The organism is Lactiplantibacillus sp. 3062, from assembly GCF_055413545.1.
This window is the reverse complement of the sequence record NZ_JBVAYE010000003.1, coordinates 336,765-353,049: the sequence shown is the minus strand read 5'-3', so window position 1 is coordinate 353,049 and position 16,285 is coordinate 336,765. Positions and strand designations below refer to the sequence as shown.

13 protein-coding genes and 1 tRNA gene are annotated in these 16,285 nt (G+C 45.6%); all 14 read left to right on the top strand.

Annotated elements, in window-relative coordinates:
- Positions 1-136 precede the first annotated feature (136 nt).
- The 14 genes from ACWQAU_RS07655 (at position 137) to ACWQAU_RS07590 (ending at position 15,987) form a co-directional block, all read left to right on the top strand.
- Positions 137-1,615 (top strand): nicotinate phosphoribosyltransferase, encoded by a 1,479-nt coding sequence (locus ACWQAU_RS07655; protein ID WP_003640899.1) that lies wholly within the window; start codon positions 137-139, stop codon positions 1,613-1,615.
- The gene (gene nadE, locus ACWQAU_RS07650; RefSeq protein WP_003640900.1) at positions 1,615-2,442 is read left to right on the top strand and encodes an ammonia-dependent NAD(+) synthetase; all 828 of its coding nucleotides are present in this window, start codon (positions 1,615-1,617) and stop codon (positions 2,440-2,442) included. Before ACWQAU_RS07655 ends, nadE begins: the two co-directional genes overlap by 1 nt.
- A 455-nt stretch (positions 2,443-2,897) precedes the next feature.
- Positions 2,898-5,552 (top strand): cation-translocating P-type ATPase, encoded by a 2,655-nt coding sequence (locus ACWQAU_RS07645; protein WP_003643866.1) that lies wholly within the window; start codon positions 2,898-2,900, stop codon positions 5,550-5,552.
- 54 nt (positions 5,553-5,606) lie between these two features.
- A complete protein-coding gene (locus ACWQAU_RS07640) occupies positions 5,607-6,041 on the top strand; it encodes a hypothetical protein (RefSeq protein ID WP_003640902.1) in 435 nt (144 codons plus the stop codon).
- Positions 6,042-6,334: 293 nt separating this feature from the next.
- Positions 6,335-8,506: a Tex family protein gene (locus ACWQAU_RS07635; RefSeq protein ID WP_003640903.1), complete on the top strand. Its 2,172-nt coding sequence runs from the start codon at positions 6,335-6,337 to the stop codon at positions 8,504-8,506.
- Complete coding sequence (locus tag ACWQAU_RS07630) at positions 8,506-8,952, top strand: SprT family protein (RefSeq protein ID WP_027821472.1); 447 nt, start codon at positions 8,506-8,508, stop codon at positions 8,950-8,952. The genes ACWQAU_RS07635 and ACWQAU_RS07630 overlap by 1 nt, the downstream gene beginning before the upstream one ends.
- A 65-nt stretch (positions 8,953-9,017) precedes the next feature.
- Positions 9,018-10,304 carry a homoserine dehydrogenase gene (locus ACWQAU_RS07625; RefSeq protein ID WP_003640905.1) on the top strand — a complete coding sequence of 429 codons (1,287 nt, stop codon included), beginning with the start codon at positions 9,018-9,020 and terminating at the stop codon, positions 10,302-10,304.
- An 8-nt stretch (positions 10,305-10,312) separates the two neighbouring features.
- On the top strand, positions 10,313-11,188 hold the full coding sequence (thrB, locus tag ACWQAU_RS07620) for a homoserine kinase (RefSeq protein ID WP_003643869.1): 876 nt from the start codon (positions 10,313-10,315) through the stop codon (positions 11,186-11,188).
- Between the two features lie 55 nt (positions 11,189-11,243).
- Positions 11,244-11,328 (top strand) — tRNA-Leu (locus ACWQAU_RS07615).
- 231 nt (positions 11,329-11,559) lie between these two features.
- Positions 11,560-12,414 (top strand): C39 family peptidase, encoded by an 855-nt coding sequence (locus tag ACWQAU_RS07610; RefSeq protein WP_053338705.1) that lies wholly within the window; start codon positions 11,560-11,562, stop codon positions 12,412-12,414.
- A gap of 290 nt (positions 12,415-12,704) precedes the next feature.
- Positions 12,705-13,679, top strand: coding sequence for a mannose/fructose/sorbose PTS transporter subunit IIA (locus tag ACWQAU_RS07605; protein WP_003640908.1), 975 nt, complete (start codon positions 12,705-12,707; stop codon positions 13,677-13,679).
- 35 nt (positions 13,680-13,714) lie between these two features.
- The gene (locus ACWQAU_RS07600) at positions 13,715-14,521 is read left to right on the top strand and encodes a PTS mannose/fructose/sorbose transporter subunit IIC (protein WP_003640909.1); all 807 of its coding nucleotides are present in this window, start codon (positions 13,715-13,717) and stop codon (positions 14,519-14,521) included.
- An 18-nt stretch (positions 14,522-14,539) separates the two neighbouring features.
- The gene (locus ACWQAU_RS07595) at positions 14,540-15,472 is read left to right on the top strand and encodes a PTS system mannose/fructose/sorbose family transporter subunit IID (RefSeq protein WP_003640910.1); all 933 of its coding nucleotides are present in this window, start codon (positions 14,540-14,542) and stop codon (positions 15,470-15,472) included.
- 128 nt (positions 15,473-15,600) lie between these two features.
- Entirely contained in the window at positions 15,601-15,987 is a 387-nt protein-coding gene (locus tag ACWQAU_RS07590; protein WP_003640911.1) for a DUF956 family protein, read from the top strand.
- Positions 15,988-16,285 lie beyond the last annotated feature (298 nt).

Here is a 16,285-nt window from a genome sequence, read left to right as displayed (position 1 = left end):
CATAATTAAAGTATAGGTAAATCAAGGAATTCTGCAACTTTTTGGATGCTTAAGCGCATTCTTTTATAAAAAATGCTAAAATAAGCTTAACTTACTGTAAACACGGTTATTACCTACGAAATGGAGAATTATACTCATGACGCAAATCTATCCGGATGATAGTTTTACCTTGCATACGGATGCTTATCAAATTAATATGATCCAAACCTACTGGGAACAAGGTATTCACAACAAACATGCGGTGTTTGAAGTGTTCTTTCGTAAGATGCCGTTCCAAAATGGGTACGCGGTATTTGCGGGTCTGGAACGAGTTGTTAATTATATCAATCATTTACATTTTACGGCAACTGACATCGCATATTTACGTGAACTGGGTGGCTACTCAGACGGTTTTCTAGATTATTTAGCGAATTTCAAATTTGATGCGACGATTCGTGCGGTTCGTGAAGGAGACTTGGTCTTTAATAATGAACCGTTGTTACAAGTCGAAGGACCACTGGCCACTTGTCAGTTAATTGAAACGGCACTACTCAATATTATCAATTATCAAACGCTGATTGCGACTAAAGCGGCGCGCATTAAGTCGGTTGTCGGTGAAGATGGCTTACTAGAGTTCGGTACTCGGCGGGCGCAAGAGTTTGATGCGGCCATCTGGGGAACCCGGGCGGCTTATATTGGTGGCTTTGACGCGACGAGTAACGTGCGGGCTGGCAAAATTTTTGGTATTCCGATTAGCGGGACCCATGCGCATGCGCTCGTGCAGACTTATCGAAACGATTATCAAGCTTTCAAGGCCTATGCGGAGACCCATCATGACTGTGTCTTTCTAGTGGATACGTATGATACGTTACGTAGCGGGGTGCCGAGTGCGATTCGAGTGGCTAAGGAAATGGGTGATAAAATCAATTTCCAAGGGGTTCGTATCGATAGTGGCGATATGGCTTACTTATCAAAACGCGTGCGTGAACAGCTAGACGAAGCTGGTTTTCCAGATGCCAAGATTTATGCGTCAAATGATTTGGACGAAAAAACGATCCAAAACTTGAAGATGCAAGGTGCTAAAATTAGTGTCTGGGGTGTTGGGACGAAGCTAATCACGGCCTTTGACCAACCCGCGTTAGGGGCCGTGTACAAGATGGTTTCGATCGAGAATGATCATCATCAGATGGTTGATACGATCAAACTTTCAAATAACGCGGAAAAGGTCTCAACGCCTGGTCAAAAACAAGTTTGGCGGATTACGAAGCGTGCGGATGGCAAGTCGGAAGGCGACTATGTGACGTTGTACGATGAAGATCCGCGCAACGAAGAATCAATTTATATGTTCCATCCAAGCTATACGTATATTAATAAGACGGTCAGCGATTTTGATGCGCGACCACTATTGGTTCCCATCTATGACCGCGGTCAACAAGTTTATACTTTACCAACGTTAGATGAAATCAAGGAGTATTCATTTGAAAGTCTAGATGCACTTTGGGACGAATACAAACGGGATTTAAACCCTCAGGATTACCCGGTCGACTTGTCACAAAAACTTTATGATCATAAAATGAATATTATTAACACGGTCAGAGACCACGTTAACCATAAAGATGAGGAGGAAGCTTACTAATGCGGCCATTACAAGCTGAGATTATTAAAGCGTTACACGTTGCACCAACGATTGATCCAGAAGTTGAGATTCGTCGAAGTATTGATTTTTTGAAGGCTTATTTAACTAAAAATACCTTTTTGAAGACCTATGTGCTTGGCATCTCTGGCGGTCAAGATTCCACGTTAGCTGGAAAATTGACGGAGATGGCCATTACCGAAATGCGGCAGGAAACGGGTGATGATCGCTATCAATTCATCGCAGTCCGGTTACCATATGGCAATCAAGCGGATGAAGCGGATGCGATGGCAGCGATTGATTTTATGCAAGCCGACGTGACGGATCGGGTGGATATTCAACCGGCTACGGATGCCATGGTAACTGCATTGGAAGCTAACCAATTGACGATTCATGATTTCAACAAGGGCAATATTAAAGCGCGCCAACGCATGATCGTGCAATATGGGATTGCCGGTGAAATGCACGGTGCTGTCGTGGGAACCGACCATGCAGCCGAAGCTGTTACTGGTTTTTATACCAAGTACGGTGACGGTGGTGCGGATATTGTGCCACTATGGCGATTGAACAAGCGTCAAGGTAAACAAATGCTGGCCGCTTTAGATGCGCCCAAGCATTTGTATGACAAAGTCCCGACCGCTGACTTGGAAGAAGATCGGCCAGCATTACCTGATGAAGTCGCGTTAGGTGTTCGTTACGACGACATCGACGATTACTTGGAAGGCCGGACGGTCAGCGATGCTGCGGCCGAAAAGATTGAGGCGTGGTACTTAAAGACTGCCCACAAACGCCACGCGGCCATCACTGTGTTTGATGATTTTTGGAAATAAGCTAGTTAGCTGATAATCGATTAGGATTACGGCTAACCTAATTAAAAAGGCGACTTGAAGATTATTCAGCTTCAGGTCGCCTTTTTGCATAGTCACATAATTTTATGGTGACTACCGTAATATTGGTGGGATTGGTGGAAAAGCAGTAGAATGGTTTAAAATATGTAAACGCTTAATGTGAGAATATCCAAGTGCTGTGGCGAATGCAGAGGTAGTCAAAGCGATTATTTTGCTAGACAGCTCCCATGGAATCTGGTATTCTTACGATACAATCATAAGGGAGTAACTAGCAGAAATATTCTGCGGCAATATCGTCAGCAAGAAGCCAATCCGGTATTGTCTTAAATAGTGAGACTTATGTATGTTCACACAATTTTGCGTGCATACATGAGTCTCATTTTCTATCTGGAAATCAGTTAGGGAGTGGGGCTCGGATGCCAGAAAAGGAGCTTACGATGAGTACAAAACCAAAGTATCAACAAGCGTTATCCGCCGTTTATGAGGAACTAGGCACTGATGAACACGGCTTACAGCAAAGTGCTGCGACGCAACGGTTAGAACAATATGGGCCGAATGCGTTGAATCAGCAAAAAGCGACTTCCTTGTTGCAAAAATTTATTGCGCAGTTCAAGGATTTCATGATTATCGTCCTGTTAGTGGCCGCCTTGATTGCCGCCTTTACTGGGGAAGCCGTCGATGCCGTTATCATCTTATTGGTGGTGGTATTAAATGCGATTTTCGGTGTCTTCCAGGAATCGAAAGCGGAAGAGGCCATCAACGCGTTGAAGGAAATGTCAGCGCCGGACGCGACTGTTTTACGGGATGGTCAGCTGCAAACGGTCAAGAGTGACGCGTTGGTTCCTGGGGATGTTGTGTCGCTAGAAGCCGGGGATATCGTTCCCGCGGATTTACGATTAATTGAGAGTGCGTCATTGAAGGTTGAAGAATCGGCGCTGACGGGTGAATCTGTCCCAGTTGAGAAGCAGGCGGAGATGATTGCCGATGGGGAATTACCAATCGGGGACCGGTTAAACATGGCGTACATGAATAGTAACGTGACGTATGGTCGGGCCACTGGGATTGTGGTGGCGACTGGGATGCAGACTGAAGTAGGTCGAATTGCCGGCATGATTGAAGCGGCCGATGAGACGACCACACCACTGCAGGCGAACTTGACACAGTTAGGTAAGTCGCTGACGATTTTAATCTTAGTTATTGCCGCAGTGGTATTTGGTATCGGAATGTTGCGCGGTCAAGAGAGTTTGATCAACATGTTATTGACGGCGATTTCGTTAGCCGTAGCCGCAATTCCAGAAGGGTTGCCGGCAATCGTTACGATCACGTTAGCGTTAGGAACCCAGCGGATGGCCAAACGGCATGCGTTAGTACGAAAATTACCCGCAGTTGAAACGTTGGGAAGTACCGATATTATTGCCTCTGATAAGACCGGAACGTTGACGCAAAACAAAATGACCGTTGAAAAGTTGGTCGTCAACCAGGAACTGGTGGACGCGCGCGCTACTGAATTGCCGCTTGATAGCCATTTAGCGCAAGTGATGATTTTAAGTAATGATACGAAGATCATGCCGGATGGGTTAGCAGGTGACCCAACGGAAACAGCGTTGATTCAATATAATTTGGATCAGGGTTATCCAGTCGATCAGTTATTGACGGACCGCCCCCGAGTAACAGAAGTCCCCTTTGATTCGGAACGTAAATTGATGTCGACGGTGCACCCCTTAGAAGATGGTCGCTTCTTAGTAGCCGTCAAGGGGGCTCCTGATGAATTACTCAAACGGGTCACTCAGATTGAAAGTAACGGTGACGTTCAGCCATTAACCAAGACAAGCCGTGACCAGATTCTAACTGTTAATCATGAATTGGCAACGCAAGCCTTACGGGTCTTAGCATTTGCTTATAAAGTGATCACCACGGTTCCGACGACTGTTAATACGGAGACGTTAGAAAATGACCTGGTCTTTGCCGGGATGGTCGGCATGATTGATCCGGAACGGCCAGAAGTTGAGCAAGCCGTTGCAGAAGCTAAATCAGCTGGAATTCGGCCGTTGATGATCACGGGTGACCACCGTGATACCGCCGAAGCAATTGCCGTCCGTCTTGGTATCATTAACGCTGGCGAAGATGACGCTGTGATTACTGGTGCCGAGTTAGATGCAATGAGTGATGCGGAATTCGGCAAAAAGGTCGGCGATTACTCGGTGTATGCCCGGGTGGCGCCTGAACACAAAGTTCGAATCGTGAACGCATGGCAAAAACGAGGCAAAGTTGTTGCTATGACTGGTGATGGGGTCAACGATGCGCCCGCCTTGAAGGCTGCTGATATCGGTATTGGTATGGGAATCACTGGGACGGAAGTTTCCAAGGGGGCTAGTGACATGGTCTTGGCTGATGATAACTTCGCCACGATCGTGGTTGCTGTCGAGGAAGGCCGAAAAGTGTTCGCCAATATTCAAAAGGCGATTCAGTACCTTTTGTCAGCGAACTTAGGGGAAGTCTTAACCTTGTTCGTGATGACGATGTTGGGCTGGCAAATCTTGGCACCAGTGCATATCTTATGGATTAATTTAGTGACCGATACCTTGCCAGCAATTGCCTTAGGCGTTGAACCAACTGAAAAGAACATTATGCAGCATAAACCGCGCGGGAGAAATTCTAATTTCTTCTCAGGTGGGGTCTTCAGCAGTATTATTTATCAAGGGCTACTGGAAGGTGGCATTACGTTGCTCGTGTACTGGTTAGCTTTGACGTATCCGGTTCACGCAACGGCCTCATTAGCTCATGCTGATGCGTTAACGATGGCTTTCGCGACCCTTGGCTTGATTCAGTTGTTCCACGCGTTTAATTCTAAATCCATTCATGAATCGTTGTTTACGGTCGGCTTGTTCCGAAACAAGTTCTTTAATTGGGCGATTCTAATTGCATTTGTGATGCTGGCGATGACAATCGTCGTTCCCGGTCTGAATGGGTTATTCCACGTGAGTCACTTGGATGCTTACCAATGGGGAATCGTGGCCTTAGCTTCCTTATCGATGGTCGTGATTGTTGAAATTGTTAAGTTCTTCCAACGTCGACACATGCGGCGCGCATAACCCATCCATTAGGGGTAAAATAAGGCTAACTAATTTAAAGAAAAGAGTTTGTACATGAAAAAAGCAACGATTCAAACGTATATGCCAGTACTGTCTAAAGTTATCGAAAGTACTGAAAAAATGGGGGAAGAATTAAACCCATCTTTTGAAAAACTACGTCAGGCCATTGATAATGACGCAGTTGCCAAAATGGTTCCAGCTGAATTCAATGATATTCAGATGGAATTTAGCGATGGTACTGAACAGTATCAACAAAATTTGGCACAGTTGAAAAAAGTTGCGGTACCCGCACGGTTAATGGGGCGGCACCGTAATTTGTTAGCAGCATACGAAGCCTACACGAATGCGTGTGCGGCCATGACGGCTAGCATGAACATCGACGATCAAACGATTGATGTGGCTGCTTTTAATCAGGCTGAAACGGATCAAGAGACTGAAATGGGCCGCGTTTCAAATAACGTGCAACGGATCATGAATACAGTCATGTAGGAGCGCTAATCTGGGTGATTGGATTTAGCACACTAATAAAACGCTCGGTAACGTTTATGCGTTGCCGAGCGTTTTATTGTTGGTTGCGGGGCAGCCAACTGTGCGGCCGCGCCGTGCTCGTTTAGCCTAATGGGCTGTTTTTTTCCAGCTCACAACCAATGTGTGAACAGTATCGGTAATGGCTTCGATTGGTAGTGACAGTCAACGACAATTTTCAGATGGTCATTCGGCGCGGAAACTTGGGTAAAACGCGTATAATATAATGTAATGAGATTAAAAGATTGGGTGAAATAATGGATAATCAGATTTTAACGTTAGTTAATCAAACGCTGACGAAGTTTAAACCGCAACAGATCAAAGCGGTTCTCGGACTCATGGACGAAGGCAACACCGTTCCGTTTATCGCACGGTATCGAAAGGAACGTACCGGTAACTTAGATGAAGTTGAAATTCGCGAAATTAAAGATAACTATGATCGGCTTGCGAGTCTAGAGAGTCGTAAGGCAGATGTGATGAAGTTGATCGCTGAACAAGATCACTTGACGCCGGCTTTAAAGCAAGCCATTGAAAAAGCTGACAAGTTGCAAGATGTCGAAGATTTGTACTTACCGTACAAACAGAAGCGACGTACGAAGGCAACGATTGCGAAAGATGCTGGACTGGAGCCGTTAGCAGCTTGGTTATTACGTTTTCCGGCAAGTGGTATTCAGGAACACGCGGCGCAGTTTGTGAACGAAGCGCAGGACATCACAGACGCGAATACCGCGTTAGCTGGAGCTCACGAAATCTTGGCTGAGGCCTTTGGTGATAATGCCGGTTTACGAAACTGGGTCCGGAATTATACGCGTGACCGGGGCTTACTAGTCGCAAAAGTGAAACCCAAGGGTAAAGCAGCCGATGAACAAGGTGTTTACCAACAGTATTATGATTTTAATAGTCCCATCAAGCAGATGGTACCGTACCGGGTACTGGCTATCAACCGTGGGGAAGCCGAAAAAGTATTGAAAGTCAGCATTGATGTTGATCGTGCTGGAATTGACCGGTATTGTCATTTTCGTTTTATTGGTCAGCACCACGGCCCAGCGATTGAACTAGTAGAAGCTGCTTATCAGGATGCCTACAAACGCTTTATTGGCCCGGCCATCGAACGTGAACTTCGCAACGAATTGAGTGCGGCTGCCAATGAACAGGCCATCAAAGTCTTTGGCGATAATTTGTACCACTTATTAATGCAGGCACCATTAAAAGGTCGCGTGGTATTAGGGTTCGACCCCGCTTACCGGACGGGGTGTAAATTAGCCGTGATGGATGCGAATGGTAAGTTCTTAGATAAGCTTGTGATTTATCCACACAAACCAGCCCCAACTGCCAAACGGGAAGCTGCTGCGGGTGAGTTTAAAGCCTTTTTAGAGAAGTATCATGTTGAAATGATTGCGATTGGTAACGGGACGGCTTCCCGCGAATCCGAGGAGTTTGTGGCACAGGTATTGAAGACTATGACCCGACCGGTTTATTATGTCATCGTTAACGAAGCCGGGGCTTCCGTGTACTCTGCTAGTGCTAAGGCGCGTGCTGAATTTCCTGAGCTACACGTTGAACAACGTAGTGCGATCAGTATCGGCCGGCGACTACAAGACCCACTGGCAGAATTGATCAAAATCGATCCGAAGTCAGTGGGAGTGGGGCAATACCAACACGATGTGCCCCAGAAGGAATTGACAACGCAGCTAGATACGGTGATTGAGACCGCGGTTAACCAAGTTGGGGTCAATTTGAATACCGCTAGTTCGGAGCTATTGACGCATATTTCGGGGCTATCCAGCACGATTGCCCAAAATGTGATTACTTATCGGGATGAAAATGGCGAATTCACGAGCCGACCACAATTGAAAAAAGTGCCGCGGTTGGGACCGAAAGCTTATGAACAAGCGGTCGGCTTCCTGCGAATCATTGACGGCAAGAATGTTTTTGATAACACGGATATTCATCCAGAAAGTTATCCCGCAGCCAAAGCGTTATTGGCAGCGGCTGGATTGAAGACGACGGACGTTGGGACGACTAAAGCCCAACAGTTGAATCAATTAGATTTAGCGCAACTTGCGACCAGCACCGGTGTCGGTGAACTGACCTTAAAGGATATTATTAGTAGTTTGCAAAAGCCCGGGCGTGATGTTCGTGATACGATGCCCGCACCGTTACTCCGGCAAGACGTTTTAAAGATGAGTGATCTAAAACCAGGGATGCAGTTGCAAGGAACCGTACGCAACGTGGTCGACTTTGGGGCGTTTGTGGATATTGGTGTCAAGCAAGATGGCCTCGTACATGTCTCCAAACTAACGGATAAGTTCTTGAAAGATCCGCGTCAGGCGGTGGCAGTTGGCGACATCGTAACGGTGTGGGTCGAAGAAGTTGATGAACAGCGGCAGCGCATCGCTTTGACGATGATTGCACCGGCTGAAGCATAATGACTGATTTAGAGTTACAGCAGCTCGTTGCGACCATTTCCATGCATGATTTTCACCGTCCGTTCCAGCACCGCGCTTATTTTAATGCTCGGTTACGAACGACGGGTGGTCGTTATCAGTTGGCCTCGCATGATATTGATATCAATCCGAAGATGCTGACTGATTTTGATGAGGCCACCTTGATTGGCGTCATCAAGCATGAATTGTGCCATTATCATTTACATTTGACTAAGCGGGGATATCGGCATCGTGATGCAGACTTTAAACGATTACTCGCGCAAGTGGATGGCTCGCGCTATGCACCAGCGCCGAAGCAGGCGACGGCCCGGCCGTATCGGTATATTTATGAATGCCAACGGTGTGGCCAGCGGTATTACCGCAAGCGCCGCATGGACACTCGCCGCTATACGTGTGGTCGTTGTCAGGGGCCAATTAAATTAGTCTGAAAAGGTTTGCTAAAGTGGTACGCTTCCGATAGAATTAGCTTAACTATTGATATGGAGGGATTAAGATGGAAACGATTAAAATTGGTGTGGTCGGACTAGGCACAGTCGGGACCGGCGTTGTAAAAATGCTTCAAGCGCATCAGGAAAAGATTTCAGAAATTACCGGTCGTAAGTTGGAACTAGCCTGCGTAGTTGTCCACAACTTGAAAAAGCACGAACAAGTTGATTTGGGGGACGTTCAGATGACCGACCAAATCGCGACCCTGCTTGATGATCCGTCCATTCAAATTATGGTTGAAGTGATGGGTTCAATTCATCCGGCGAAGGAATATATTACGCAAGCCTTGCAAGCTGGCAAACACGTGGTGACGGCCAATAAGGACTTGATTGCGCAATATGGCCGGGAGTTGGTTCAGATTGCTCGTGAAAATCATCGTGACCTGTTCTATGAAGCTAGTGTTGCTGGTGGGATTCCAATTTTACGGACGATTGATAATAGTTTCGCCGCTGACCGGATTCAACGGGTCATGGGAATCGTCAACGGGACCACTAATTACATCATGACGCAGATGCTGACTAAGCATTGGTCGTATGATCAAGCCTTGAGCTCAGCACAAGACTTGGGGTTTGCCGAAAGTGATCCCACTAATGATGTCGAAGGCCTTGATGCGGCGTTCAAGATGATTATTTTAACGCAGTTTGCCTTTGGGATGAGTCTTTCCCTCGACCACGTTCAAGTTCAGGGAATTACGAAAATCAGCCCAGAGGATATTGCGGAAGCTCACCAGCTTGGGTATACAATTAAATTACTCGGGATTGCGGAAGAAATTGACGATCGCATTGCGGTCTCAGTCGGGCCTGTGCTCGTTTCTGATCAGCATCCACTTGCCACGGTGCAAAATGAGAATAATGCTGTAATGGTAACGGGAACGGCTGTGGGGAACACGATGTTTTACGGTCCCGGCGCTGGAGAACTCCCGACCGCCAACAGTGTGCTGAGTGATATTACAACGGTTGCGAAAAATATTGCGTTGAATACGACTGGCAACACGTTTAACTCTTATCGCCAGGAGACAGTCTTAGCAACGCCTGAAGATGTTGTGTATCCTCACTTTATTGCCTTGAAGATGCGTGATGTGCCGGGGATGATGATGAAATTGACGGCGATTATGACCCGCGCAGAAGTTTCATTTAGTCGAATCATTCAAAATCAATTAGGTGACGGCAACGCTCGTGTTGTGATCATTACCCATGCCATGAATGATCAACAGTTAGCAGATATCACTCGTGAAATCGGTGAACAAGAGAATATGCAACTATTAGCGAGTTATAAAGTTTTAAAGAATGCGTAGGTGAGGACATGTTAACGATTTCGGTTCCGGCGACTTCCGCTAATCTTGGTCCCGGTTTTGATTCAATCGGTCTGGCGCTAGACATGCAATTAACGCTACAAGTGTTGCAACCTAGTGACCATTGGCAGATTGACCATCCCTTTGGGGCGGATGTGCCGACGGATGAACGCAACTTAATTATTAAAACGGCGTTGCATTTGGTACCAGATTTACAACCACAGCATTTACAGATGGCTTCAAAAATCCCGTTAGCGCGCGGATTGGGTAGTAGCTCGACGGCCATCGTAGCCGGCTTAGTGCTGGCAAACGAATTGACCGGCGCAACGCGCTCTTCTGCTGAGCTACTGGAAGTTGCCACTCAACTGGAGGGTCATCCAGATAACGTTGCACCAGCCCTATTAGGAGGCTTGGTTGTGGCGACGAACACTGATGAACGCGTCCGTGCGGTGAAGTTACCGTTACCGATGCTTTTTGCAAGTGTCTACGTGCCTAACGAACCGCTATTGACGACCGCCAGTCGCCAAGCCTTGCCAACTGAATTGGCGTACCACCAAGCCGTTACTGGTAGTAGTGTGGCGAATACGTTAGTGGCTGCTCTAGCAACTCAAAATTGGGACGTGGCGTTACCGCTGCTAGAACAGGACCAGTTCCATGAACAGTATCGGGCTAAGCTAGTGCCGGCACTACAAACGGTTAGAGACCATGCCCACGCTCTGGGATTAACGGGGACTTATTTGAGTGGTGCTGGGCCGACGGTGATTACTCTGGGTGATTACGGTCAACTCGCTACGTTGCAGGCACAATTGAGCCAAGATACAACACTCACTGGCCAATTATTCCTATTGCCAATAGATGCAACTGGTGTAAAAGTACAAAAATCTTAAAATAAGCTTGTCAGACTCGCAAAATTTTGTTATGATATTTTTTGTGAGTTGTGATGCGGCCATGGCGGAATTGGCAGACGCGCAAGATTAAGGATCTTGTCGGGGTTAACCCGGTGGAAGTTCGAATCTTCTTGGCCGCACTAACGAATATAAGAATCGATTTCGATAGGTTAAGCCTTGAAGGATCGATTCTTTTTTTGTTGCGGTAAATTGGACTGGTCACGTTATTCCAGGCTTGCTTTTTTGCCAACTACTTCAACTATGTTCACCAAATTTGCCGTACCTTATTGTTTAATCTCATGATTACCAGCATTATAATGAAAACGGTTAATCTACTGATTACGATATTAAGAGAAGGCGAGGACCAGGCATTGATTAGAATGAGTAGATGGTGGTGGCGTATCTTGGTGGGCGGCTTGCTGGTTAGTGGCGTGGTTTACCCCGCACAAGCGGCCGTAACGACTTATCCGATTACAGGGATTCAGGTGGTGCAGCCGCGGGTCTATCAGACGAATAGTCAGAACGGTGTCGGTTACCATTTAACCGTCGTGCGTCATCAGCGTGCCCAATTGCGTGTTAATTTACATTTAAAGTATCACCAGCATACACAGTGGACGCGTACTGAGCAAGCTGATATTTATCGCAACGGGCATTACCAACGCTTCTACTATGTGCATAATGGTCATCAGCAGAGCGGCTGGATAGCTGCTAATCAGCTAAAACCCGCCAGTACGGCGTCGGTTCAACTGCGGGTACCACTGATTGACCAGCTACCGGAGTTGCCAACGGGGTGTGAGATGACAGCGACTACCATGATGCTGCAGTATGCCGGCGTTAATATTAATAAGGAACAGTTTGCCAGCCACGTGCCGCGCAGTTCGAATCCTAACACTGGCTTTGTTGGCGATCCTGCTTCGGCCTATGGTATTGGTCTCTACATCTACCCCCAAGGCTTGTTACCAACGATCCGCCACTATCTGCCGTCCGCTGTAGATCTCAGTGGGGTGGGCCTGCAACGACTTAAAGTGCAGCTCGCTGAACGTCATCCGGTAGTCGCTTGGGTTCAGGGACTCGATGGTTTTGCGAGTCATACAGTGACGCTCACTGGATATACAACGGCAACTATTAGGTACAATGATCCTTGGCGTGGTCAATCCGGACAGATGGATAACCAAGCGTTTGAGACGATGTGGCAATTAAATGGTCGTCGGGCACTGAGCTATTAAGAAATTGATACCATAGTTAACATTAGTTACTGTTTCATAATTTTATATTAAAAATACGCTATTTGACACACAAAATAATCGTTTTTAATACTGTATCACACTAGTGTATCAACTTCTAGCCTGAAATAAGGGCTTTTAGCTTTAGTGTATTTTGGCACGGAATTTGCATATATATAAGTGAGTGCGAAAAAGATTGCGCTTACAGTATCAAAAACATAAATAGTTACAGGCAATTTAGATATTATTTATTCGTTTTATATGACTGTAACGAAAAAATAGGAGGTACAAAGATGGTAAGCATTATCATTGCTAGTCACGGCGAATTCGCTAAAGGCATCTATCAATCTGGATCAATGATTTTCGGCGAACAAGAAAACGTTCAAGCCGTTACGTTGATGCCTAGCGAAGGCCCTGACGACATCAAGGCTAAGTTGGAAAAAGCCATTGCTTCATTCGACGATCAAGAGCAAGTCTTATTCTTAGTCGACCTTTGGGGCGGTACACCATTCAATCAAGTTAACGGCTTGTTTGAAGCACACAAGGACAAATGGGCAATCGTTGCCGGTTTGAACTTGCCAATGTTAATTGAAGCGTATGCTTCACGACTTTCAATGGATTCGGCACACGAAATTGCCACGCATATCATTGAAACTGCTAAGGATGGCGTAAAGGTTCGTCCTGAAGCATTAGCACCTAAGGAAGAAAAGGCTGCTGCCGCTGCAACGACCAACAATAACGCTGGCCGGCCAGGGAAGTTGGAATATGGGTTAGCACGGATTGACTCGCGACTCTTGCATGGACAAGTTGCTACTGCTTGGAGTAAGACAGTTAACCCAACTCGGATCATTGTTGCGTCTGATAACGTTGCTAAAGACGAACTGCGGACTAACATGATCAAGCAAGCAGCGCCATCTGGTGTCAAAGCGCACGTTATTCCAATTGCTCAAATGATTAAGATTGCTAAAGATGACAAGCACTTTGGTGGTCAAAAGGCGTTGGTCTTATTCGAAACACCACAAGATGCATTACGTGCAATCGAGGGTGGTGTGCCAATTAAGACATTGAATATTGGTTCGATGGCTCATTCGGCTGGTAAAGTTCAACCAAACAAGGTTTTGGCATTTGATCAAGATGATATCGACACTTACCGTAAACTTGAAAAAGACGGCATCGAATTTGATGTTCGGAAGGTTCCAAGTGATGGTAAAGAAAATATGGATAACATTTTGAACAAAGCTGAAAATATGTTGAAGGAACAAAAGTAGTTCCAAGAATATCAGAAAAGATGGAGGATTAAATCATGAATTTGAACGTAATTCAAGTGATTTTAGTCGTACTTGTATCATTTTTAGCTGGTATGGAAGGTATTTTGGATGAATTCCACTTCCATCAACCAGTTGTTGCATGTACCCTAATCGGATTAGTAACCGGACAATTAGTCCCATGTATTATCTTAGGTGGGAGTTTACAAATGATTGCCTTAGGTTGGGCCAACATTGGTGCCGCCGTTGCACCTGATGCTGCGTTAGCATCAATTGCATCTGCAATTATTTTAGTTTTAGGTGGTCAAGGCCGTGCCGGAGTTACTTCAGCTATTGCGATTGCCGTTCCTTTAGCCGTTGCTGGGTTACTCTTAACGATCATCGCTCGTACGTTAGCAACTGGGATTGTCCACATCATGGACCGTGCCGCTGAAGAAGGTAGTTTTAGTAAAATTGACTTCTGGCAATGGGTTGCGATCTGCATGCAAGGACTTCGTATTGCGATTCCAGCCGCTTTGATTTTGGCCGTTGGTGCTACGCCAGTGAAGGCAATGTTAAACGCTATGCCTAGCTGGTTAACTGATGGTTTATCAATCGGTGGTGGTATGGTTGTTGCCGTTGGTTATGCAATGGTTATCAACATGATGGCTTCTCGTGAAGTTTGGCCATTCTTCGCTTTAGGTTTTGTTTTAGCTGCGATCAGTGAAATTACTTTGATTGGTTTAGGTGCAATTGGTATTTCCTTAGCCTTAATGTACTTGGCACTTTCAAAGCAAGGTAACTCTGGCAATGGTGGTGGCTCCAACACGGGTGATCCGGTTGGCGACATTATCGACAAGTATTAGAGAAGGAGGCAAACTGAGATGTCTGAAACTACAAATATTACTAAAAAAGTTACATTAAGTAAAAGTGATCGTCTGCATGTTTGGTGGCGTTCAACGTTCCTCCAAGGTTCATGGAACTACGAACGTATGCAAAACGGTGGTTGGGCTTATTCTTTAATTCCAGCAATCAAGAAATTATATACAACTAAAGAAGACCGTGCTGCTGCTTTGAAGCGTCACATGGAATTCTTCAATACCCATCCATACGTGGCTTCACCAGTTATTGGTGTTACCTTAGCGCTTGAAGAAGAACGTGCCAATGGGGCACCTATTGATGACGTTACGATTCAAGGGGTTAAAGTTGGTATGATGGGACCTTTAGCCGGTGTTGGGGACCCAGTGTTCTGGTACACGGTTAAGCCTATCGTTGGTGCCTTAGCTGCATCATTGGCTATTTCTGGTAGCATTGTTGGACCAATCTTGTACTTCGTTGTTTGGAATGCAATTCGGATGGGCTTCATGTGGTATACCCAAGAATTCGGTTACAAAGCCGGTTCTAAGATTACTGATGACTTATCTGGTGGTATTTTACAAGATATTACCCGTGGTGCTTCCATGCTAGGGATGTTTATCTTGGCGGCGTTAATCGAACGGTGGGTTGTTGTTGACTTCAGTCCAGTTAAAGTTTCGACCATTAAGCAACAAGCTGGTTCGTACATTGACTGGGATAAACTGCCAAAGGGTGCTTCTGGTGTTAAGGAAGCTTTAACACAACAAGCTGCTGGCCGTTCACTTGACAAATACAAGGTAACCACCTTACAAGATAACTTGAATCAATTGATTCCTGGTTTGATGGCGTTGCTGTTAACCTTCCTCTGCATGTGGTTATTAAAGAAGAAAGTTTCACCAATCATTATCATTCTTGGCCTCTTCGTATTTGGGGTTCTAATGCACGTTATTGGTTGGATGTAATACTTGCTTATGTCATATTTAAAGGATGGACTCGTGGGAGCTCATCCTTTTTATTTACAAGCGTACTTTGCATAACTGACAAACTCGCCGTATAATCGGTATGAGGATGGATACGAGGAGGGATTAATATGGTGCAATCAATCAATACTAAGGTTGATTTAGTTACGAACGGTAATTCACATATGGGATTGACCGATTACGGTAAAATTATGGTCGGTGATAACGGCTTTGAATTTTATGATGATCGCAATGTTCGTAATTTTATTCAAATCCCTTGGACTGAAGTGAAATATGTGGTCGTATCCGTAATGTTTGGTGGCCGTTGGATTCCGCGGTTCTCTTTTCAAACGAAACGGAACGGTATGATTACTTTCTCAGCTAAGGACCCTAAGAAAGTGTTACGAGCCGTTCGGCAATATATTGAGCCTGATCGAATTGTAAAATCACTGACATTTTTCCAAGTCCTTGGGAGAATATTCAAGGGTAAAGGTAAAAAAGATAAGTATTTGAAATAATGACCAATGCTGTCGAGGGTTCTTTGCCGACGGATTGGTGATTATTTAATAGTTAGTTTAAGAAGCTTAGGTATCAACGGGTGGGGTTAGCGCGTTGCAGTGTCTAAGCTTTTTTTGACGCATCAAAAGCAGTATCTGAGCACGTTAAGGTGCGTCATAAATGGAATTTCAATACCATGAAACAGAAATAGTTGTACTGACAAGTCTTAAAAAGTAACTGAGTCGGGAACTATGGTAGAATATAGTGTGTTATAGTGTATCAAAACGGATCAGCTATTTGATAGTGGTGAAAAGGAGT

Excerpts from the sequence above, each read along its gene's own strand:
- ACWQAU_RS07655 (WP_003640899.1), top strand. The coding sequence starts at position 137 with ATGACGCAAATCTATCCGGATGATAGTTTTACCTTGCATACGGATGCT.
- nadE (WP_003640900.1), top strand. The coding sequence starts at position 1,615 with ATGCGGCCATTACAAGCTGAGATTATTAAAGCGTTACACGTTGCACCA.
- ACWQAU_RS07645 (WP_003643866.1), top strand. The coding sequence starts at position 2,898 with ATGAGTACAAAACCAAAGTATCAACAAGCGTTATCCGCCGTTTATGAG.
- ACWQAU_RS07640 (WP_003640902.1), top strand. The coding sequence starts at position 5,607 with ATGAAAAAAGCAACGATTCAAACGTATATGCCAGTACTGTCTAAAGTT.
- ACWQAU_RS07635 (WP_003640903.1), top strand. The coding sequence starts at position 6,335 with ATGGATAATCAGATTTTAACGTTAGTTAATCAAACGCTGACGAAGTTT.
- ACWQAU_RS07630 (WP_027821472.1), top strand. The coding sequence starts at position 8,506 with ATGACTGATTTAGAGTTACAGCAGCTCGTTGCGACCATTTCCATGCAT.
- ACWQAU_RS07625 (WP_003640905.1), top strand. The coding sequence starts at position 9,018 with ATGGAAACGATTAAAATTGGTGTGGTCGGACTAGGCACAGTCGGGACC.
- thrB (WP_003643869.1), top strand. The coding sequence starts at position 10,313 with ATGTTAACGATTTCGGTTCCGGCGACTTCCGCTAATCTTGGTCCCGGT.
- ACWQAU_RS07605 (WP_003640908.1), top strand. The coding sequence starts at position 12,705 with ATGGTAAGCATTATCATTGCTAGTCACGGCGAATTCGCTAAAGGCATC.
- ACWQAU_RS07600 (WP_003640909.1), top strand. The coding sequence starts at position 13,715 with ATGAATTTGAACGTAATTCAAGTGATTTTAGTCGTACTTGTATCATTT.
- ACWQAU_RS07595 (WP_003640910.1), top strand. The coding sequence starts at position 14,540 with ATGTCTGAAACTACAAATATTACTAAAAAAGTTACATTAAGTAAAAGT.
- ACWQAU_RS07590 (WP_003640911.1), top strand. The coding sequence starts at position 15,601 with ATGGTGCAATCAATCAATACTAAGGTTGATTTAGTTACGAACGGTAAT.